Origin of the sequence: Kitasatospora sp. MBT63 (genome assembly GCF_000710465.2) — a bacterium.
In the GTDB taxonomy this organism is placed as follows: Bacteria; Actinomycetota; Actinomycetes; order Streptomycetales; family Streptomycetaceae; genus Kitasatospora.
Map to the genome: position 1 here is coordinate 1 of NZ_JAIZ01000644.1, position 19,673 is coordinate 19,673.

A 19,673-nucleotide genomic window follows, 5' to 3' on the forward strand; every position below is an offset into this window, starting at 1 on the left:
GCCGGGCGGCGGGCCCGAGCGGCGCGGACCGCGCCGCCGGCGACCCGGCCGCCGCGGTGCCGGTGCTGGAGGTCGACCGGGTCTCCAAGTCCTACGCCGGCCACCCGGTGGTGCGGGAGGTGTCGCTGCAGCTGGCCGCCGGGGAGACCCTGGGCCTGGTCGGCGAGTCCGGCTCCGGGAAGACCACGCTGGCCCGGTTGGTGCTCGGCCTGGCCGAGCCCGACCAGGGCTCCGTACGGCTGGCCGGGCGACCCTGGAGCGGGGTCCCCGAGCGGCGCCGACGGGCCGAGCGGCTGCGGATCCAGGCCGTCCAGCAGGACCCGCTCGGCTCCTTCGACCCGCGCTACACCGTCGAGCAGGTGATCGGCGAGGCACTGGCCGGCCTGCCGCGCGGCCGGGCCCGCCGGGCCCGGACCGGCCGGCTGCTGGACCAGGTCGGCCTGCCCGCCGAACTGCTGGGCCGCCGGCCGACCGAGCTCTCCGGCGGCCAGCGCCAGCGGGTCGCCATCGCCCGTGCGCTGGCCCCCGAGCCCGAGGTGCTGGTCTGCGACGAGCCGGTCTCCGCCCTGGACGTCTCGATCCAGGCACAGATCCTCGACCTGCTCGCCGACCTGCGCAGCGAGCTCGGCCTGGCGCTGCTCTTCATCTCGCACGACCTCGGCGTGGTGCACCATCTGGCCGACCGGGTCGCGGTGATGAAGGACGGCCGGCTGGTGGAGACCGGCGAGGCCACCGAGGTCTTCACCAACCCCACCGCCGAGTACACCCGCGCCCTGCTCGCCGCGCTGCCCTCGGTGGAGGCCTTCGCATGAGTTCGCCCCCGGACGGCGGCACCCTGTTCGCCGTCAGCGACCTGCACATCGGCCACCAGGAGAACCGCCGGGTGGTCGAGCGGCTGCGGCCGGAGTCCGAGCAGGACTGGCTGATCGTGGCCGGCGACGTCTCGGAGCGCTTCGAGGAGATCGAGTGGGCGCTGCGCACCCTGCGCGAGCGCTTCGCCACGGTGGTCTGGGCGCCCGGCAACCATGAGCTGTGGACCCCGCCGGATGACCCGGTCCAGCTGCGCGGCGACCACCGCTACCGGGCGCTGGTCGAACTCTGCCGCCGGATCGACGTGCTGACGCCCGAGGACCCGTACCCCGTCTGGCGGGGCGCGGGCGGCCCGGTGGTGATCGCCCCGCTCTTCCTGCTCTACGACTACACCTTCCGGCCGCGTGGCACCGCAACGAAGGCCGAGGCGCTGGCCGCCGCCCACGCCGCCGGCGTGGTCTGCACCGACGAGATGCTGCTGCACCCCGACCCGTTCCCGGACCGGGAGAGCTGGTGCGCGGCGCGCGTGGCGCAGACCGAGCGACGGCTGGCCCAGTGCGATCCTGAGCTGTCGACCGTGCTGGTCAACCACTTCCCGCTGCGCCGTGAACCGACCCTGATCCTGCGTCACCCCGAGTTCGCGCTCTGGTGCGGCACCGAGCGGACCGACGACTGGCACCTGCGCCACCGGGCCGCCGCCGTGGTCTACGGCCACCTGCACATCCCGCGCACCAGCTGGGCGGACGGGGTGCGCTTCCTGGAGGTCTCGCTCGGCTACCCGCGCGAGTGGGCGTCGCGCGGCGGACCGAGCGGACTGCGCCCGGTCTTCCCCCGGCAGCGGACCGGACAGGGGTAGCCGTGCTGGACCTGATCCTGCCCGCCGGTGCCGCTTGGGCGCAGGTCCTGGACGACCGCGACGCCCCCGCCCTGCTGCCCCAGGAGGCCGCGCTGACCCGGGACATGGCGCCCGGCCGGCTGCGCGAGTTCACCACCGTGCGCGGCTGCGCCCGCCAGGCGCTGGCCCGGCTCGGCGAGCCGCCCGGGCCCATCCTGCCCGGCCCCCGGGGCGAGCCGCGCTGGCCGGCCGGCGTGGTCGGCAGCATGACCCACTGCGCCGGCTACCGCGCCGCCGCCGTGGCCCGCCGCAGCGAGCTGCCGACGCTGGGCATCGACGCCGAACCGCACCGCGCGCTGGACCCCGGCGTCCTGACAGCCGTCTCGCTGCCGCAGGAGCGCACCCGGCTGGCCGCGCTGCGGCTGCGCTCGCCCGGCATCCACTGGGACCGGTTGCTGTTCAGCGTCAAGGAGAGCGTCTTCAAGGCCTGGTACCCGCTCACCAGCCGCCCGCTGGGCTTCGAGGAGGCCGACGTCTCGCTCTTCCCGGACGGCCGCTGGCACGCCCACCTGCGGGTACTCGGCCCCGCTCCGCGCGGCTTCGCCGGCCGCTGGCTCAGCACGGGCCCGCTCCTGCTGACGGCCACCGCTGAGCCGCTCTGACCGAGTCGTGCCCCTTGCCCGGGCCCATGCGGGGTTTGGCTCCGACTGGCGCGTGCCTCTACTTGACATTGTCGAGTACCAGAGACAGTCTGATACTTGTGACCTCCAGCCATGACCCGCAACTGCTCAAGGGCGTCCTGTCGCTCCTCCTGCTGCACCTGCTGGCGGAACAGGAGTCGTACGGGTACGAGGTGGTCCAGCGCCTGCAGGGCGCCGGATTCGCCGACGTCCTGGAGGGCACGGTGTATCCCGCCCTGGCCCGGCTCGAACGGGAGGGGCGGCTGGCCTCCCGGCTGGTCGCCTCCTCCAGCGGCCCGGCGCGCAAGTACTACCGGCTGACCGCCGCCGGGCACGAGGCCCTGGCCGCCGGCGCGGCCGGCTGGGCCCGGCACGTCGCCAGCGTCGACGCCGTCCTGTCCCGTCCGCTGTCCGCCGCACCGCAGAAGGGTTCCTGACATGCCGCACACCGTTTCCTGGCTCGACCGGCTGCGCGTCGAACGACTCGTCTGGTCGCTCGACCAGCGCCTCTACGACCTGCCCAGCCGCACCCGGATCGCCCACCGGCGCGAGGTCCGCGCCAACCTGCTGGCCGCCACCGCGGAAGTCGGCGCCGGCGAGGCGCTGCGCCGGCTCGGCGGCGCCGGAGAGCTGGCCGCGCGGTACCTCGACGCCGAGCTCGGAGACGGCCCGCGGCACTCGTGGCTCGCCGCCGCGCTCTTCGCCCTCACCGCCCCGCTGGTGCTCAACTTCTTCCTCAGCGAGGCGGCGAACGCCTACCAGCAGGCCCTCACCGCGACGGGTACGCACGCCGACGGCAGCTACACCTGGGGCGGCGTCACCTGGCTCCAGAGCCCGCTGACCTTCGTCCTGCACGAGGGGCAGGCCACCCACGACGGCGGAGCCTATACGCCCCTGACCTACGTGATCCTGCTGGGCGGCGCGGTCGCCTGCGGCCGCCTGTGGCGAGCCCTGCCACGCCGCCGAAACCAACGGCGGGCCGGGTCCACGACGGACGGCCTGGCACTCTGACCCCTCCAGCGGCCGACCGAAGTCGTCACCGCGGGACGGGCCCACGCTGCCGGGCTGGATCCCGCAATCGGAACACCGGACGAGTCCGATGCCGTGCTTGACCACCGACCTGTGCAACATGTGGAAAGGCTGCGCCGACCAGCGACTCCCGCGCGCCCGGCGAGCCCGACGGAACCTCACGACCCACCCGACCGGCGCCCCACCGCGCGGCGGCCCGGCTGTCGGCGACGTCTTCCGGACCACTGCGCACGCACCGGCGGGCGGGAACCGGCAACCCACGGTGGGTGCAGCGGGAGCACCCGCAACCTCGCCCACCCCCTGCCGTCCGGCGACCGCCTTGCTCGCCCTCGCGATCTCCCCGGCCTGGCCGAGTGCACCTGCGCTGCAGACGAAAGAGACCCTGCGAGGGACGTGACCCCCGGGGGCCGGGAGGCCGGACCGGTACCGCCGGCACCGGCCCGGCTTTCCGACGCTGCGCCCACGGCAACGCGATCGTGCCACCGGCCCGTTCCTTGTGCATCCTGATCATCTGCGGGCACTGCGTTCACGGTCTTCCTCGCCGCCGCCAACCGGCAGCGCAGCCCATCCCTGCCTCCAGGGAACCCGCGCCACAGCACACAAAGATCCGAATGCCCCCAGCAGTCCACCCGGATGGCGCAGCGGCACCGGTCGAACGCTCATACCCCTCACGGATCGGCTCCCCGAGGCCCTCCACTCGGGTGGCCACGGTTGCCCGAAAGGGGCCGTCGCGTGTCGACGGGCCGGGAACCCGGGCGGGCTGGGAAAACTGGGCGGCTCTGGCGAGAGGAGGCCGGTCGTGGCGGTGACCGTGCGAATCGCGCAGCAGGGGGCCGCGGATGCGCTGCCGGGGTGCAGCGCGCTGGGCGGTGTTGGTGGGCGCGCTCCTGGAGTGGCAGGTGTCGCCGCAGTGGGAGTTCGCCGCGCCCATGATGATCGTGCGGCAGCTGGGGCGGGAGGACCTGGACGCACAGGTGTCGGCAGAATGCGATCCAGGCCGGCTGGCGGAGCTGTTCGCGGCCCGGCCCGCCGTACGCCACTGCCCACAGCTGATGGCCCGCCAGGTGCGCGACCTGTGCCGCTTCCTCGTCGCCCGCCACGGCGGAGTGGTTGTGGCGGTCTGGACGGGGCTGTGAGCGGCCAGGACCTGCTCAAGCGTCTCAACGAGTTGCCCGGGTTCGGGAGTCAGAAGTCTCAGATCATGGTGGCGCTGCTCGGCGAACAGCTCGGAGTCCGGCCGCCGGGCTGGCGTGAGGCTTCCGGAATCTACTGCGAAGACGGGGTCTTCCGGTCCGTTGCTGACGTCACAGGCCCCGACTCGCTGGAGGAGGTCCGTGCGAGGAAGAACGAGGCACGGACACCTCGGGTGCACCGAGCGCAGCCACGGCTCAGTTCATTCTGGAACGATCAGTTGGTGGGGCAGGCCAGCACGAAAGGGGCAGTCTGACGGCCTGTCTGCGCTGCAGCCACTCAAAGGGATGAGAGCTGCCTGTCGCTGTGCTCGGGAGGGCCGTACTGTCGCGTTCCGGGCGGTGCGTAGGGTGGAGAGCGAGGCCGAGACAGGGGAGAGGACGGTGGCTGGGCTGTGCTGGAGACCGATTGGACCCGCCGGGGGGCGTGCCGGAGTGCGGATCCGGACGAGCTGTTCACGGACGGAGCGGGGCAGAACCGCGCCAAGATCGTATGCGCCGGCTGCCCCGTACGGACCGAATGCCTCGCCCAGGCCCTCGACTCCCGTATAGAGCACGGCATCTGGGGCGGTATGACGGAACGGGAACGCCGGGCCCTGCTCAAGCGCAGGCCCACCGTGGGGTCCTGGCGAAATCTCCTGGAGGCGGCACGCGCCGAACACGAGGGGCGAACCGGGCCCGACGCACATCGGTTGGCCCACACCGGCTGATCCACCCGCACCGCTGTCCGCTCCATCGCCGCTGGACCAGGGCGACCATCCGACGACACACGCCGCACGGACGGCCGCCGTCAGCGGGGCGAATCACTTTGGTGAGGTATCAGTGAGCATTGCCGAGTAGACCTGTAGACCTATCGGCTGGCCTCACCAGCACGCGGGAGCAGGCCGGCACGGCGCTGCGGCCAGCGCCCCGCCTGGCGTGGCCGTCTGAGCAGCGCGGTCGCGGAAGAAAACCGGCCGTTCCTGACCGAGGAGACGGGGCGTTCAGTGTCGGCCGGGACGTGGTGCCGGCCGCGGCGGCCGCGCTCACCCGCGAGCTGGCCGCACGGATCTGGAGAGGATCCGCGCCCTCGTCGAGCAGCTTCGCCGGCCCGAGCGAGCCCTGCCGGGGCCGAGCCGATGGCTCTGCCGGACATGCCGGCCCGGGCCATCCCGACGACGGTCTTCTGTCGCCGTGTTCGGGGCCTCAGCTCGATCCGAACTTCTGCAAGCCGGCCTGGACGTCATCGAAGGTCATCACCGGGACGAAGGTCACCTTGGCGCCGAGATCCTGGAAGAACGGCTCGGCGATGGACGGGATGTCCAACGGCTCCTTGAGGTCGAAGACAATGTACCCGGTCCGCTGCCCGTCCAGTGCCCCGAAGTAGGCGGCCTCCGGCTTGATTCGGTCGAAGACCGTCTTCATGGTCGCGGGCAGGGTCTTGCCCGTGATGGCCGTGTTCGCCTTCTCGGTGTCCATCTGGACCGTCAGCAACATCCTCATCGCCAAGCCACCTCTCATCGACATGCCGGCACACGCGTGCCACCAGCCAAGCGTGACCTCGGTACGGTGTCACTGCAGCCGGGATGCGGCATCAGGGTGCAAGCGCGGGAACGGCCCCGAGCCGCAGCTACGTGGCGGGGGATCCGCTCATGGCCTCATGAGCCACCCGCCGCGGATACGTGGTCGGGTCACCGCGGCGGGCCTCGTTCGGGAGGTACTCACCGTCGCCGTGCAGCACGCGACGCCGGCGTCGCGCAGCGCTCCCACCGGCCGGCCGGCCGGACTGCTGGTGCGCGGTCACACCGGAGCGGGCCGGGCCCTGCTGCAGGAGCGGCCCGCCCCGGCGCCGGCCCTGCTGCACACCAACCGTCGGCGCCCGGGGCACGGCATCGCGGTCCGCGATGCCGTCGCTCACCCCGACGGTGGGCACCTCGGCGGTGCCTGCCACCCCCGCCCCGTCGCCGCCCAACGGCCCGGATGGCCCCCGCGAGGCGCTGCTGGAGGAAGCCCACGGTCGGCAACTGCGGCGCCCGCGTACGGGAGGTTCGGCCTCGTCTGGATGCCCGGGTCATGGGGGATCCGGATTGGCTGCGGCTGCCGTAGCTGCCTTCGCCGCCGTCCCGGCAGTCGTCCTCGGCGTTGCCGGCGTGGGTGCAGCCGCAGTTGCCAGGGCTGCCGTTGCCGCTGCTGCGCAGGTCGCGGGCTCGCAAACATCTGGCGAAGCCCTGCGCTAGGAACTCCGGGGCATGTCGAGTGGGTGGTCGGGGGTGTCGAGCCAGGGGTGTTGGCCGGTGGCGTCGACGGTGAGGCCGAAGCGGGTGAAGCCGGGCCGGCCTCGTGCGTCCCACCAGCGCCAGGCGGCCTCGACCTCGTCCCACAGCGAGCGAGGGCCGGCCTGCACGACGTCGTACCGGGCACGGCCGGGCTCCCAGTCGGCGCTGGCCCAGCACCGGGTGTCGGTGGGGTCGTGGAGCCACAGGGTGTAGGTGCCGTCGTCGTAACGCTCGCTGCGCCAGAACACGCGGGGGACCTGCAGGCCGATCACGAACTGCTCGATCCAGCCGCCGGTGTGGGCGGGGGAGAGCGTCGTGGTGGAGCGTCGGCCGTCGGCCGGCCACGGCCGGCCGTGCAGGTAGGCGTCGAACGGCGGCCGCACGCCGCGCTGGGAGCACATGCGCATGAACGTGGACGAGCGGGTGAAGCGGCCCTCGGCGGTGCCGCCCGGGGTGACCGTGAGGCGGGCGACGGCCTCGCCGCCGTACTCGGTGCCCCACGGTACGACGATCAGCCCGCCGGGAACGGTCTGCTCCAGCCACGCCGCGGGGACGTCGGTGACGGAGAACGTCGCGATCACGCGGTCGTACGGCGCGCCGCCGGGGTGTCCGGCGGCGCCGTCCCCGGTCACGCAGTGCGGGTGCAGGCCCTGGGCCGCAAGGCGTTGCCGGGCGGCCTGAGCGAGGTCGGGGTCGACCTCGACGGTGACGACGTGCTCGTCGCCGAGGCGCCAGGCGAGCAGGCCGGCGTTCCAGCCGGCGCCCGTACCGATGTCCAGGACGCGCATCCCGTCGGCCACGTCCAGGTCGGCGAGCATCCCCGCGACCATGTGCGGCATCGACACCGAGGAGCTCGGTACCGTGCCCTGGCTCGGTCCCTGATGTGCGCCGTCGTCCCACTGGAACGTCAGAGGCACGTCCCGGTACACCGCGTCCCGCCAGGCGGTGGGGTCGGTGCGTCGGTCGACGGCCGGGTCCTGCCGGGCGCCGCTCGCCGTGCCCGGCCACACGACGTCGGGGACGAACGCCTCCCGCGGCACGGCCCGGAAGGCCGGCACCCAGTCCTCGGTCAGCGTCCCGTCGGTGACGAGGGCACGGACCAGCCCTTCGCGGCCGGTCCGTGCCCCACTGCCTGTCACGGCCACTTGTGGCCGTCCGCCGGGCCCTGGCCGTCCGAGCTGTTGCCGCCCTCGTCCGAGCCGACACCGCCGTGCTTGTTGCCCGAGTTGCTGTCGTCCTGCGGCCCCGGGCTCCCGTCCCCGGGGCCGCCCCCGTGCTTGCCCATGCCGTCTCCTCCCCTGCGGTCGACAACTACCGGGCACCATCCTGCCCGTGATCGGCCGATCACACAGCGGCATCGACGAAGTGTCAGGAACCACCCGCCGCGCATCCTCTGGTCTCGCCCCGATACGCGGCTGTGCCGTCCGGCGGAAAACTGCGCACACTACACCGCCCGGCGGGCGGGTCAACCCCCTCCAGGGGCCGCGGTGACCTGGTCGGGCGTCAGGTCCGCCCGGACAGCTGGTAACAGGCACGTATCCGAAGCACGTCGAATTCTCCGGTACCCCGGTAGGGGTGTTGCCGAGTGAGGCTGGGCGAGGCCGGTTCCTGCAGACCTTGCCGGTACGGCGGAGGCCCGGCCCAGGCGTGGGGCGGGCCTCGCCGGCCGGCTGACAGTTGCAGCCGGAGTGCGGGTGGAGGGATTTGAACCCTCAGCCTTCCGCTTGCAATCAGAGACGGTTGCTCTGGACCGGTTGAGCTACACCCGCAGAGCCCGACCGAACTCGGACCGGTGGTGCGCCGACAGCAGAACTACGGGCTCTCGGCCCGGTCGGCCGTGCGGCTTGATTCTGCTGCAGGGACGGCTACGGCGCACCAGGGTTTCCCGGCCTGCCCTGGAGCAGCGGCCACAGGCCGGAGGCGCAGTGGACGGAGTGGGGGTCGGACCAGAGGCCTGCCGGGTGCCCGCCGAGCTGGATCGTGGGCTGGGTGCCGCCGGTGAGGTGGCGGGTGGTCAGTTCGGCGGTTGGATGCTGCCGACCCTCGCCCGTACGCGCTGAGCCGCCTGCTGGCCGTCGCCCGGTGCCCGAACGGACTCCGTGTCGCACTCAGCGAATCCGCAGAGACAGCCGGCGGCCGCATCTGCAGCGTCCGTGCCGAGCACCTGGCCACCCACCTGCCTGATGCGATCACCTACCTGCGTACCACCGCCATCGGCGTGGCGATCAGGTCCGATGACCGTGCCGCCCTGCTCGCATTCCCCGGCACGGACTGCGCCGAGCGTGCCGCTTGTCATCTCCACCGCGATCGGGTCTTGAATCTGGCCCTGCAACTCGAGGACCGGGGCCTGCTCGTCACCATCACGCCTGTTCCGGACTGTCCCGAACCCCTGCCCGCCCGCGAAGCGGCCCGCGAACTTGCGCTGGCCGCCGGACGACCGCGCGGAGGCGCTACCCGTCGGTCCGGGAGCCCGCCCGACGGATGACGAGAGTGAGTACGCGTACTCTGGCCCCGGGCCGGGGCGGGATAGGACGTTTGGGTTATGCGTCTGAAGCCACCGAACCCCGTTCTCTCCCTGCTGCTGTTTCTCGCCTCGGCCGCGGCATGGGCCGCCTGGCTTGGCTGGGACCACCATTACGACATTCACCCCGACGGTTCGGAGACCGGCCCGTACGAACCCTGGCAGGTGATCGGGCTGGTGCTGACCCTGCTGGCGTCGGTGTCCTGGGCGGCTTTCCGGTGCCACGGCACGGATGCCGTGCTCGGCACCACGGCAGGCCTGACCGCCGCCGCCTACTACGACTGGTCGGACGACTCCAGCGGCCTGTTCCTCGTCGGCGTGGGCATGGTGGCGGTGGCAAGCCTTGTGGTGACCCTCGCCCTCTCCGCCCTGATCGGTGCCGTAGCACGGGGCCAGGAGCGTCATTCAGCTGCCGGCCTATTGGACGGGCGACCGCGATGATGACGGCCGGCCAGGGGGCCTGGTGGACTGGCGCGGACGCTGGGCTCAGTAGCCCGGGTTCGAGTAGTGGGTGTGAAGGTCTCCGACGGCGCCGAGGGCGTGGCCGCTGTTCTCGATCTTGCTCGCGTCGACCCTGGCGACGATGGTGATCTTGTTGGTTGCGATGCCGACGATCGCCTTGTCGGCCTTCTTGTCGATCACCGTGTTGTCGCTGCGCCCGATGGACGAGGAGTGGACTTCCTGCACCGCCAGGGCGGGGTCGGCTTTCTGGCTGAGAGGAGTGTTGGCGATCCCCTTGGCCTCGGCCTGGGCGGGCCGCCGGCGCGCGATACATTCAACTCCCGAACGGCCCAGAAATCAGGGCACCATGGCCCTTGACCGGACCCCACGAGCAGGCCGCACGCCTGCGGGTGCGAAAGGCTGTGGCCGCCTGCGGCTGGCCGCAGGAGGTGCGACGCTTCCGGGTGCCGATGAACCGGAAGGAGACATCCGGGGGCGCCGGACCCGCTACGGCCTCGAAGCGGACGGGATATGAGCGGCACGGGACAGCGCCCGGCTGGTAGAACATCAGTCCGGCACCTCGTTTCGACCGTCTTCCCCTGGAGTGCGCCATGCCCGGGACCGAGCCGTCCTTCCTGATGGCGGTCGAGGACGTCTTCGGGTACCACCCCCACGGGACGTTCGTCACTGGCGAGGTCCTGCGGGGAGTTGTGCGGGTCGGGGACGAGCTGGAGGTCGTCGGCCTCCTGCCGACTCGCCGCATCATGGCCGACACGTTCGGGGTGTTGCGCAAGCAGCTGACCGAGGCCCGGGCCGGTCGGAACATCGCGGTCCTGATCCCCGACATCAACCGTACGCAGGTCGTGGTCGGCCAGGTCCTTGCCACCCCGGGAACGGTTCGGCCGCACAGCCGGCTGCGGGCGACACTCCGCGCGGACAGGGCGCTCGGCACCTCGCTCCAACTGCGCTTCGCGCAGCGGTCGCAGGTGGTGGAGGCGACGGTGCACCTGCCGGAGGGCGCCGACGCATCCGCGCTCGATCGGCCCGTCGAGATCACTCTCGAGCGTCCGGCCGTCTTCGAGCAGGGGACGGCGTTCAGCGTGGTGATCGAGACCCGCGACGTCGGTACGAGCATCCGCCACCTCGGCACCGGCCTGGTCACCGAGGTGCTCGACTGACCACCCGTCCCGGGGATGTCCGCGGGGCGGCGGCCCGGACCCGGGTTCCGACTCGGCCTCGGCGCCGGCCTCAGGCGGTGGCGTCCGCCAGTCACAGGTCGGAGCCGTGGCGGGTTCCGCTGGACGGGGGGGCGGTGTGGTGGTGCGGTGTGGTGGGTCGGGCAGGTGTCGGGGCCGCAGGTGTGGCGGTGGTGGGCGTGGTGTCAGTTGTTGGGTCGGTAGTAGGTGTCGATGGGGCTCCGGGCTTCGTCGAGCAGGGCCGGCCCGTCCTGTGTCACCGCCGGCCAGTCGCCCGATGGCGGGTTGAGTGCGACGAGTTGTTCGGTGGACAGGGCGTGGACGACCCGGCCGATGCCGGAGCGGGCGATGCCGCCTTCGCACATGCCGCACGGCTGGCAGCTGGTGTACAGGGTGGTGCGGGCGGCCGTGCGCGGTTCGAGCTCGCGGGCCGCCCAGCGGGCCAGCTTCAGTTCGGGGTGGGCGGTGATGTCGTTGTCGCGGCGCACCGTGTTGTGGGCCTCGGCGAGGATCGTGCCGTCCGGGCCGACCAGCAGGGAGCCGTACGGGGCGTCGCCCTGGGCGACGGCGGCGGCCGCGATGGCGATCGCGCGGCGCAGGTGCCGTTCGTCGGTGGTGGTGATCACGGTGCTGTCCTCCGGTGGGTGGCCACCTCGGTGAGTGCCTGCCAGGCCGCGTGGGGTCGGCGGGTTTCGTCCGGGTCTCCGTGGTAGGGGTCGAGTACGACGGTGTGGGCGCCGAGCAGGCGGAGCTGTTCGAGGTCGTCGAGGACCTGTTCGACGGTGCCGATGCCGGCCGGCCGGTCGGGACCGTCGACGGGGGCGGTGGTCAGCCGCAGTGCGATGCGGGGGGCGAACCCCGGCAGCGAGTGGTCCGCGAGGACCGAGCGCATCGTGGTGAGCGGAAGCCGCAGCGGGTGCCAGGCGTCCCCGAACCTGGCGGTGCGCCGCAGCGCCGCCGCACTGTGGCCGCCGATCCACAGCGGGATCGTGGTGTCGTCGGCCTCGGTGCGCCAGGTGTCCCGCAGGACGGTCAGGCTCTCGTCGGTCAGCCGGCCGCGCTCGGCGAACGGCACGCCGAGCGCCTCGAACTCCTGCCGGGCCCAGCCGACGCCCACCCCGAGCACGAGCCGCCCTCCGCTCAGGCGGTCGAGGTTGGTGGCCATCCGTGCCAGCAGCAGCGGGTGCCGGTACGGCAGGACCAGGACGGTCGTGCCCAGCCGCACCCGGGTGGTGACGCCGGCCAGCCAGGACAGCGCGGTGAACGGCTCGTAGAACGGTTCCGGGTACCGCTCGGCCACATCCGGGGTGACGGCCACGTGGTCCGACACCATGAGGAGGTCGAAGCCCAGGCCCTCCACGGTCCGCGCCCAGTCGCGCAGCACGCCGGGATCGGTACCGGGGCCGAAGTTCGGTACGTTGACGCCAAGTTGCATGATCCGAGGCTATCCCGGCGATCCCGCTGCCCGGAACCGAAACTTCCCGGCAGAAGTCGTATCTTCCCGTGATTCTCCCGGTAGATTTCCGGTATGGCCGTGAACTTGGACGAGATCGACTGGGCAATCATCGGACACCTGCAACGGGAGGCCAGGATCTCCCTCAGCGAACTGGGCCGGCGGGTGAGCCTCAGTGCGTCGGCGACCACGGAACGGGTGCGGAACCTGGAATCGCTGGGCGTCATCACCGGCTACCGGGCCGAGGTGGACCTGGTCAAGGTCGGCTACCCCGTGCTCGCCGTCGTCCGGCTGAAGTACTCCGGCAACCGCCACGAACCGCTCCGCCGGCTGCTCGCCGAACGCCGGGAGATCCTGGAGTGCCTGCGCACCACGGGTGACGACTGCTACTCCCTGAAGGTGGCCGCGACCTCCATGGAACACCTGGAGACCCTCATGGATGAACTGGCCGGCTTCGGCAGCACGACCACGAGCGTCGTCTACAGCCAGACCTTGCCCTATCGCGGACCCGACCGGCCCTGACACCGCCCGCTCGCCTTCCGAACCTGTGGGCTCCTGAGGCACGGGCTCCGCGTTCTACGGGTTCCGGGCAGCAGCCGACCGCCCTGGTCGCGCACCGGCCCCCAACCGGGACCGCGCGACCAATGGTGCAGGCCGGGCCTTCGCCCGAAGAGAGCTCCATGCCCAGCCATGATCCCGCGACCCTCGCCGTGGCCACCTCGGTCGCCGGCTACCGTGCCGCCGGCACTGCCATCGCGCTCACCGCCATCGCCGCCCTCACCCGCGCCCGGCTGCGCGGGGTCCCGGCGTTGCTCGTCCTCCTTCTGGGCCGAAGGGCCTGACCTGACGGTCTGCCCGCGACCGCGGCCCACCGGCCGGGGCGGCAGTGGGCGCGCGGGTGCCGGCGGTCCGCCGCGAGGTTCACCGCCGCTTCCCACACCGTCCGGCCCGACCTGTCGATCTATCAGGTGCCGGTTCTTCGCCCGCCACTTGCTCGGAGCGGTGACGGCGGCGGTGGCGCGGTCGATGTCGGAGGGGTCTCGCTTCAGGTTCAGGCGAGCATCCCGGCGGACCCGGCCGGGTTGTGGCGGTAACCGTTCAGCAACTCCGCCCGCGTCCGATGGCGGCCGCTGGGAGCCTGGGCCCGCCCGCGCGCAGGAGGGACGCCAGGGTGCAGGGGAGGGTGTTGCGGGCCGGGGGAGACGTGGTCGGGTCCGTCCTCGGGCGCGTGGACGTAGTTGTGGTGCTGACCCGTTGTGATCTCGCTGGCGCTCTCGAGGGCGGCGGCGGTGGCGCATCCCTGACTGTCCGGGCACAGGCCTTCGTCGCGGACGGGTTGTACGGCTCCTGACGTGCGCCAGTCGAGGGAGTCGGGGAGATCGTCGGCGTGCGCCGGCGTCGTGCCGGGGGGCGCGGTGGTGAGTGCGGCTACGGTGAGCGCGGCCGCGGTGAGGGCGAGCAGGGAGCGACGGGCCATGACGGCGCCTTGGTCGTGTGGCCGGGGAGGTGATCGGCGCCGCCGTCGGCGTTCGCCGCGCGTAATCGCTTCCCGGGCGGCGACGAGAGCCACCTCGCGTTGAGAGGGTCTGTCAGCCGACATGCCTATGCTTCCCCGCATGGCTGACTGCTTCGAACTCACTCTCTCCTTTGACCTGGCCCCGGACACGCCTGCTGAACTGATCGCGGAACTCCGTAGACACCTCGGACTGGAATCTGAGGCGGCGGGGCCAGCCGCGCCTATCTACGACGATGTCCTGTGCCCGCCTGACGACTGGCTGCTGCTGTCGGCCCGTGGCGCGGCATGGAAGACCGGTGGCATCACGTACGCGGGCCTGGAAAGGCTCGAGAGCGGAGGTTGGGCCTTTTCCGGCCGCCAGGAAATCCATCCCGATCAGCTCGAACAACTCCAGGCCCTGTTGGATGCTCTCCTACCGCATATGCCGTCTCACCAGGACCCGGTCGGCTCTCTTCGCTGGTATGACGACCAGGTGCCGCAGCTCTTGGTCCCGCACCACGGAAGAGTGGTCGAAGTGCTGACCATCATCGACAGCCTCGACGAAGCCAAGCCGTTCAGTTCTGGCTGGCAGGCACCGGTGTCGCAACACTGACTGTTTTCCTGACCTGCGGAAATGCAACCATCCGACTTTTCCTGCAGTACTACGGAACGCGGCTTCTGGGTGCTCTTGACCGCGAGGCGCAGGAGATCACGCAGGCCCTGCGGGCATGGTGGAGGCGCCGTCGCGCCCTGGAGACGGGTTCGGCGCTCGGCCGGTCGGGCACCCGTCCCTCGGGCGCGGGTCGCGGGGCGCGGGGCGTGAGCACGGCCCGGCTCCTGTCCCCGTTACTCGCCGAGTCGGCCGACTCAGGCGACGGCCCGCCGTCCTGCGCGGTCGTGGCGGGCAAATGCGGGGTTGCGGGCGCCATCAGTGAGGTCGGGGTGCGGTTGTGCCCGGCGGCGCTGGGCCGCGGGTGTCTGCCGGTGCACGGCCGCAGGGCCGGCCGCTTCGCCCGGCTCGGATGTCGACGGTCATATGGTCGGGTCCGGCGGGAGGCGGGCCCAGCCGTCCTCGGTTACCGGATGCACCAGAACCGGCCTGGGGGGGGTACGGTGCCGGCTCCGCCGGATGGCATGTTCGCGCCCGAAACAATCCTGCTCGGAGAGCTGTTCACGCCGCGTCAGTAGTTCTAGGATCCCGTTCACGGCAGCTCCGCCACCCCCGTAACGGGCTGCTGAGCAGGTCGGTCACGCGGCGTGGCCGACGACCCGTCGTGGCCGGGATCCGAAGGTGCCCACCACCCGGATCCCGGCCACACGGCCATCCGCCTACGGCAGCAGGATCAGCGGCGGGAGCGCACGTGAACCTGTCGGCCGTCGCGGATCCGTGTGTCGGTGCTGGTCGCGATGATGGACCCATGACCGATGCTGCCCAGCTGGCTTCCCCCGGCGCCTACGCCGATGCCGTCGCTGCTGCCGTGCAGGCGGCCGCGGCCTACTACGCCGACGGCTCGACGCCGCTGGGCGACGACGAGTACGACGCCCTGGTGCGCGGCATCGAGGCCTACGAGGCGGCGCACCCGGACGAGGTGCTGCCGGACTCGCCCACCGGCAAGGTCGCCGGCGGCGCCGCCACGGGCGACGTCCCGCACAGCGTGGCCATGCTCAGCCTGGACAACGTCTTCTCCGCCGAGGAGCTCGAAGCCTGGGCCGTCGGCCTGGAGCGCCGGCTCGGCCATCCCGTGGATGGCTGGTGCGTGGAGCCCAAGCTCGACAGCCTGGCCGTCGCCGCCCGCTACCGGGCCGGCAGGCTGGTCCAGGTCCTCACCCGCGGCGACGGCCTCGCCGGCGAGGACATCACCCACTGCGCCGACACCGTCCTCGGCCTGCCCGCCCGCCTGACCGAGCTGCTGGGTGTGTTGGACGAGTTGGACATAGGGCTGGCTGGTGACATCAAGCGCGGGCCTGGTGCCCGCCGCCAGTTCGAACCTCTGGTTGAGCGGCTTCGGACACCAGCAGCCGCCTTCCTCCAGCCTGAGCTGGAGCGTCGACTTGCCGACTACGTCGAGGCGAACGACTCGTTCGCCCGGGACCGGATTGCCCATGCTTTGGCAGGTGCCTGCGGCGAGGCGGCCCTGCCGGCCCTGCTGCGCGCGAGCGTGAGTGATCGCAACGATGACGGAGACACCCTGCAGCTCGACCTCCTCGAACTGCTCTCCGCCTGGCCCGAGACAGCGCATCACCTGTTGCTCGGCTGCGTCGCCTCGCATGACCCCGGGACAAGGCGAGTAGGCATCTGGGGCCTGAGCGTCACCGACTTCGGCGGGGCCAAGTACTTCGAACTCGTCGCCGACGCGGCGTCCGACCCGGACCCGGGGGTGCGCGCCGACGTGATGAGCACCCTCGGCAGCATCTTCGGCGTGGGCGATCCCCCACGTGCCCGAGCCCTTCTGATGGCCGGCGCCCGCGATCCCGCGCCCAAGGTCAGGCGGGACGCCGTGCAGGCTCTCGGTTCAGCACACGACCAGACGGTCACCGACCTGCTGGTGGCCCGCACCGAGGACACCGACCACTGGGTCCGGTTCTGGGCCGCATGGTCGTTGGCTCGTCGGCCTGGCCCGTCAGTACGCACTGCGCTCGAACGGCTTGCCGCGGACGAGGAGAGGGACGTCCGTGAGGCCGCGCGCACGGTCCCGGAGCTTCCGACCACCGCGTAAGCCCTCTTCGTGCTTCGTCCAGAGCTCAGTCACGTTCGATCGCGTTGGGGTTCTCGTAGAGGGAAAGCCCGGCCTGCGCTGCGCGGACGCTCCTGGTGTGGCATCGCTTCGTGCAGGCGACGCGTGTGCTGTTCGCCGGGCGGACGAACGCGGCTGTGCAGGCGGGACATGTGAGGGTCTCACGCTGGTCCGGCCCAGCAGCGGGCCGAGGCCTTCGAGGCGCTACGCCGCGCCGCCTGCACCATCCCGACCGTGCGGTTCGGCGAGCCGGACCGCCTGGACGACCGGAGCGTGACGTTCGGTGAGGACTGGCTGGTGGCCTCCTGGGACGACCCGCGGGCCGAGGACGTCCACAAGCTGCTCCGCCGGGGCCGGCCGATCGGCTGGACCGCTCCGCTGTCGGACGGCCCCTGGGACAGGCGGGGCACCTCGCCGCCGAGCACCAGGACGATCAGACCGCCGTGGTCCTGACCGAACCAACCCCGCCAGCGGGACCCGCACCCACCGCACCGTCGGCGAAGCCCTGGACGCCCTCCGGCGCGCACACGCCGCCCGGGTCCGTTCCGAGCGCGCGATGCCGGGCGTGCCGCACCTGGCCCTCAAGCGCCCGACCGGCTGGACCGTTCCCTCCGCCCGCGGCCTCGGCGACCCCGACCGCTCCGCGCTCGATGGCGGCTTGGTCCACCTCACCTGGCCCGCCCACCCGGGCGTCCAAGAGCTCCAGCGCGCCGGCCGCCCGGTCGGCTGGATCGAGGAGTACGACGTTCAGCGCGGCACCTGGGCCGCCCTGATCGACAGCAGCATCGTCTCCGACGCCGCCAGCGGCGAGCCCCTGCGCTGCCCCGGCGCCGACGCGGCCCTCGCCCTGCTGCGCCGGGCCCCGGGGGGAGCACCTCACCCGCTGGTAGAGCGGGCTGGCCGCCGCGGCCGCGCGCGATGGACAGTTCCAGCGGCGCGCGGCGCGCCTATGGACAGGCCGCGCGGGTTCCGCGCGCGCCGACCGCGCCCGCCCCGGCCGGGACACGCCGAATCGCACCGCGCGGTCCGCACCACGCACCTGCACTGTGCGGGCTTCCGCACCGCACCCGCAAAGGCCGGTGCGGTAGCCGCGCCGCGATGCCCCAGCGGGCCGTCGACGACACCGGGCATTTGCTGACGCCGGCCCACTGGCCGGGGATCGAGAGCCTGGCGCCGACGACCTGGATCACCTCGACGCGCAGCGGCGACGGCACCACCCGCAAGCAGGGCCTGGCCGACCTGGCGGCCGGCACCTGGACGCTCGGCCACTACCGCTGGGAGAACACGGAGCTGCTCTCCCACTTCCTGGCCGGCGAGTGGTTCTCGGTGCACTGCTTCCAGGACTCCGCCACGACGACACCAAGTGGAGTTCCAGCGGGTTCGTTCGGGGTTGTCCAGGCGGCATAAGGGCAAATCAGCAGGTCAACGGGGGCGAATCCCGCTTGCGCCGTCCGTGTGAGGCTTGGTGAGTAACTGGCAGATTCTGCGAGTAGCTGCGGTATTCATGTGGATCGTGGCAGATTCCGGAAGTCGCTGGTTGACGCTCGTCGCACCTCCGTCGAGGCACGCGGACGAGCTGGCGACCATGCCGCTGGTCGACACGGGCCTGGCTGATGTCGTCTCGATTCAGCGCCGCGCTGCTGCGGGGGCGTCAGGAGAGGACGCGGAGGCGTTCTTCCACGACACCCTCATGGAGTACGTGTGGGCGCGGGACGTCGCGGGGCTCGCGCCGGGGACGCTCCACAATCTGGTCAAGCCGGTCATCGAGCTGTGCGACTTCTACGACCTCTATCCGTGGCAGATCACGCCGCGTCACCTGGACCGGTACTTCTCGGGAGTGGGCAAGCGGGCGCTGTCCACGGTGCGAGGCAAGCTGCTGCGGATCGACTCGTACTTCTCGTTCTTGGAGCAGCGATATGCCGGGGAGATCGCCCGGCGGTTCGGTGCGGCGATCGAGTCCCCGGTGGATCCGTTCAACCGGCCGGTCCACCGTGGGGACTTCGGTCTGCGGATCCCGCCGTCGAAACGGGCGACGAAGGAGTTCTTCGCGTCGTGGCGTGAGGCCCTGCCCGGTTCGCGGAAGTACCCGGTGGCGGCCCGGGACTACGTGATGGCGAAGCTGACCTACATCTCCGCAGTCCGCGCCTCTGAGCTGTGCGCGCTGCGGATCGGGGACGTCCACTGGGAACTCGGCCAGTGGGGGCGGTTCGTCGTCCAGGGCAAGGGCGCGCACGGGTCCGGGCCCAGGGAGCGGCAGGCGTACCTCTTCCAGGAGGGCCGGGACCTCTTGTGGTGGTACATCGAGGAGATCCGCGCCGAGTTCTGCGACGACCCGGTGGACCCGACAGCGCCGCTGTTCCCGTCCGAGCGGCTGCCTGCGGGTGTCGCCGCGCTCAACGTGCCGGTCGCGCCGGCGATCGGGGCGGACGCGTTCCGCCGCGCGTTGAAGGCGGCATCCCAGCAGCACCTGACCGGCCCGGTCGCGCACCTTTTCCCGCACCTCCTGCGCCATGCTTGCGCCACGCACCACTACGAGGACGGCATGCCGCTGTGGGACGTCCAGCAGATCCTCGGACATCGCTGGGCCTCGACGACGGTCGGGTACCTCTCGTCCGTCAAGGCTGATCCCGAGCGGGCGTGCATGGAGGCGTCGCACCGCGCAGTCACCCGGTTGAAGGGACGAGCGTAGTAATGAAATGGAACCTTCGGATGGTGGCCGCCCAGCGCGATATCTGGCGGCCGGTCCAACTGCTGGCGGCGTTCAACGAGGTCGGGTTCACGCCGTCGCTGAGCAAGGTCGCGGCGATGTGGGGCGGTCAGCCGGTCACCGTGCGCCTGGACGACCTCGACAAGATCTGCGCGGCGCTGGACTGCACGGTCGCGGACCTCATGCTGGCCGAGACCGCAGGTCACCTCGCGCAGCGCGACGATGCCCCCGGCCAGGCCGCGGTGGCCCAGGCCGGGGCGCGTCCGGTGCCGCGGACAACGGGCGGCGGCGGGCGCCGCTCCCTGCCGCCGAACTGACCCCGGCAA

Annotated in this window: 24 protein-coding genes, 1 tRNA gene and 2 pseudogenes; 19 read left to right on the top strand and 8 right to left on the bottom strand. The window is 72.0% G+C overall.

What is annotated here, in order from left to right; translation table 11 throughout:
- From AA75_RS33735 to AA75_RS33765, 7 genes and pseudogenes are all read left to right on the top strand, one after another.
- Positions 1–812: ABC transporter ATP-binding protein (locus tag AA75_RS33735; protein ID WP_149038529.1), on the top strand; the 812-nt coding region annotated here is incomplete at its 5' end.
- Complete coding sequence (locus tag AA75_RS33740; protein WP_033824169.1) at positions 809–1,666, top strand: metallophosphoesterase; 858 nt, start codon at positions 809–811, stop codon at positions 1,664–1,666. The genes AA75_RS33735 and AA75_RS33740, both read left to right, overlap by 4 nt.
- A 2-nt stretch (positions 1,667–1,668) precedes the next feature.
- A complete protein-coding gene (locus AA75_RS33745; RefSeq protein WP_033824170.1) occupies positions 1,669–2,307 on the top strand; it encodes a 4'-phosphopantetheinyl transferase in 639 nt (212 codons plus the stop codon).
- Between the two features lie 98 nt (positions 2,308–2,405).
- Positions 2,406–2,762, top strand: a complete 357-nt coding sequence (locus AA75_RS33750) for a PadR family transcriptional regulator (RefSeq protein WP_233289305.1) — start codon at positions 2,406–2,408, stop codon at positions 2,760–2,762.
- Position 2,763: 1 nt separating this feature from the next.
- Positions 2,764–3,336 carry a hypothetical protein gene (locus AA75_RS33755; RefSeq protein WP_033824171.1) on the top strand — a complete coding sequence of 191 codons (573 nt, stop codon included), beginning with the start codon at positions 2,764–2,766 and terminating at the stop codon, positions 3,334–3,336.
- Positions 3,337–4,153: 817 nt separating this feature from the next.
- Positions 4,154–4,801 (top strand): annotated as a pseudogene (locus AA75_RS33760) (HhH-GPD-type base excision DNA repair protein).
- A 138-nt stretch (positions 4,802–4,939) separates the two neighbouring features.
- Complete coding sequence (locus AA75_RS33765) at positions 4,940–5,254, top strand: WhiB family transcriptional regulator (protein ID WP_033824172.1); 315 nt, start codon at positions 4,940–4,942, stop codon at positions 5,252–5,254.
- Between the two features lie 475 nt (positions 5,255–5,729).
- Here AA75_RS33765 and AA75_RS33770 read toward each other — a convergent pair whose 3' ends face one another.
- The 4 genes from AA75_RS33770 to AA75_RS33785 form a co-directional block, all read right to left on the bottom strand.
- Positions 5,730–6,026 (bottom strand): DUF3303 family protein, encoded by a 297-nt coding sequence (locus AA75_RS33770; RefSeq protein ID WP_033824173.1) that lies wholly within the window; start codon positions 6,024–6,026, stop codon positions 5,730–5,732.
- A gap of 730 nt (positions 6,027–6,756) precedes the next feature.
- On the bottom strand, positions 6,757–7,938 hold the full coding sequence (locus tag AA75_RS33780; protein ID WP_082527028.1) for a methyltransferase domain-containing protein: 1,182 nt from the start codon (positions 7,936–7,938) through the stop codon (positions 6,757–6,759).
- Positions 7,935–8,084 (bottom strand): hypothetical protein, encoded by a 150-nt coding sequence (locus tag AA75_RS51125; protein WP_199520481.1) that lies wholly within the window; start codon positions 8,082–8,084, stop codon positions 7,935–7,937. The genes AA75_RS33780 and AA75_RS51125 overlap by 4 nt, the downstream gene beginning before the upstream one ends.
- 404 nt (positions 8,085–8,488) lie before the next feature.
- Positions 8,489–8,568: transfer RNA gene (locus AA75_RS33785), tRNA-OTHER, on the bottom strand.
- Between the two features lie 257 nt (positions 8,569–8,825).
- On the opposite strand from AA75_RS33785, the gene AA75_RS48315 reads away from it, so the two are divergent.
- Positions 8,826–9,284: a hypothetical protein gene (locus tag AA75_RS48315; RefSeq protein ID WP_149038530.1), complete on the top strand. Its 459-nt coding sequence runs from the start codon at positions 8,826–8,828 to the stop codon at positions 9,282–9,284.
- Positions 9,285–9,341: 57 nt separating this feature from the next.
- Positions 9,342–9,761 (top strand): hypothetical protein, encoded by a 420-nt coding sequence (locus AA75_RS33790; protein WP_051813945.1) that lies wholly within the window; start codon positions 9,342–9,344, stop codon positions 9,759–9,761.
- A 45-nt stretch (positions 9,762–9,806) separates the two neighbouring features.
- Here AA75_RS33790 and AA75_RS33795 read toward each other — a convergent pair whose 3' ends face one another.
- Positions 9,807–10,007, bottom strand: coding sequence for a hypothetical protein (locus tag AA75_RS33795; protein ID WP_033824175.1), 201 nt, complete (start codon positions 10,005–10,007; stop codon positions 9,807–9,809).
- Between the two features lie 365 nt (positions 10,008–10,372).
- On the opposite strand from AA75_RS33795, the gene AA75_RS33800 reads away from it, so the two are divergent.
- Complete coding sequence (locus AA75_RS33800) at positions 10,373–10,939, top strand: EF-Tu/IF-2/RF-3 family GTPase (RefSeq protein ID WP_033824176.1); 567 nt, start codon at positions 10,373–10,375, stop codon at positions 10,937–10,939.
- A gap of 203 nt (positions 10,940–11,142) precedes the next feature.
- Here the strand turns inward: AA75_RS33800 and AA75_RS33805 are convergent, their stop codons facing one another.
- Both AA75_RS33805 and AA75_RS33810 read right to left on the bottom strand, forming a co-directional pair.
- Positions 11,143–11,583, bottom strand: a complete 441-nt coding sequence (locus tag AA75_RS33805; protein WP_033824177.1) for a nucleoside deaminase — start codon at positions 11,581–11,583, stop codon at positions 11,143–11,145.
- Positions 11,580–12,392: an LLM class flavin-dependent oxidoreductase gene (locus AA75_RS33810; RefSeq protein ID WP_033824178.1), complete on the bottom strand. Its 813-nt coding sequence runs from the start codon at positions 12,390–12,392 to the stop codon at positions 11,580–11,582. The genes AA75_RS33805 and AA75_RS33810 overlap by 4 nt, the downstream gene beginning before the upstream one ends.
- A 93-nt stretch (positions 12,393–12,485) precedes the next feature.
- Here AA75_RS33810 and AA75_RS33815 point away from each other — a divergent pair, with 93 nt between their 5' ends.
- Positions 12,486–12,932, top strand: a complete 447-nt coding sequence (locus tag AA75_RS33815; RefSeq protein WP_033824179.1) for an Lrp/AsnC family transcriptional regulator — start codon at positions 12,486–12,488, stop codon at positions 12,930–12,932.
- Between the two features lie 158 nt (positions 12,933–13,090).
- Positions 13,091–13,252, top strand: a complete 162-nt coding sequence (locus AA75_RS50105; protein WP_158515602.1) for a hypothetical protein — start codon at positions 13,091–13,093, stop codon at positions 13,250–13,252.
- Between the two features lie 209 nt (positions 13,253–13,461).
- On the opposite strand, the gene AA75_RS48320 is transcribed toward AA75_RS50105, so the two are convergent.
- Positions 13,462–13,887, bottom strand: coding sequence for a C1 family peptidase (locus tag AA75_RS48320; protein WP_158515603.1), 426 nt, complete (start codon positions 13,885–13,887; stop codon positions 13,462–13,464).
- Between the two features lie 139 nt (positions 13,888–14,026).
- Here AA75_RS48320 and AA75_RS33830 point away from each other — a divergent pair, with 139 nt between their 5' ends.
- The 7 genes and pseudogenes from AA75_RS33830 to AA75_RS33860 all read left to right on the top strand — a co-directional run bounded on the left by AA75_RS33830 (position 14,027) and on the right by AA75_RS33860 (position 19,664).
- Complete coding sequence (locus AA75_RS33830; RefSeq protein WP_149038532.1) at positions 14,027–14,518, top strand: hypothetical protein; 492 nt, start codon at positions 14,027–14,029, stop codon at positions 14,516–14,518.
- An 805-nt stretch (positions 14,519–15,323) separates the two neighbouring features.
- Positions 15,324–15,812 (top strand): annotated as a pseudogene (locus AA75_RS52740) (NAD-dependent DNA ligase LigA); the annotation flags it as partial.
- 546 nt (positions 15,813–16,358) lie between these two features.
- On the top strand, positions 16,359–16,622 hold the full coding sequence (locus tag AA75_RS52745; RefSeq protein ID WP_233289306.1) for a HEAT repeat domain-containing protein: 264 nt from the start codon (positions 16,359–16,361) through the stop codon (positions 16,620–16,622).
- Positions 16,623–16,874: 252 nt separating this feature from the next.
- On the top strand, positions 16,875–17,093 hold the full coding sequence (locus AA75_RS33840; protein ID WP_033824184.1) for a hypothetical protein: 219 nt from the start codon (positions 16,875–16,877) through the stop codon (positions 17,091–17,093).
- Positions 17,094–17,738: 645 nt separating this feature from the next.
- Positions 17,739–18,047 carry a hypothetical protein gene (locus tag AA75_RS33850; protein WP_051813946.1) on the top strand — a complete coding sequence of 103 codons (309 nt, stop codon included), beginning with the start codon at positions 17,739–17,741 and terminating at the stop codon, positions 18,045–18,047.
- A gap of 178 nt (positions 18,048–18,225) precedes the next feature.
- Positions 18,226–19,329 carry a site-specific integrase gene (locus tag AA75_RS33855; RefSeq protein ID WP_033824194.1) on the top strand — a complete coding sequence of 368 codons (1,104 nt, stop codon included), beginning with the start codon at positions 18,226–18,228 and terminating at the stop codon, positions 19,327–19,329.
- 2 nt (positions 19,330–19,331) lie between these two features.
- Complete coding sequence (locus tag AA75_RS33860; protein WP_033824186.1) at positions 19,332–19,664, top strand: helix-turn-helix transcriptional regulator; 333 nt, start codon at positions 19,332–19,334, stop codon at positions 19,662–19,664.
- The last annotated feature ends 9 nt before the right edge of the window (positions 19,665–19,673 follow it).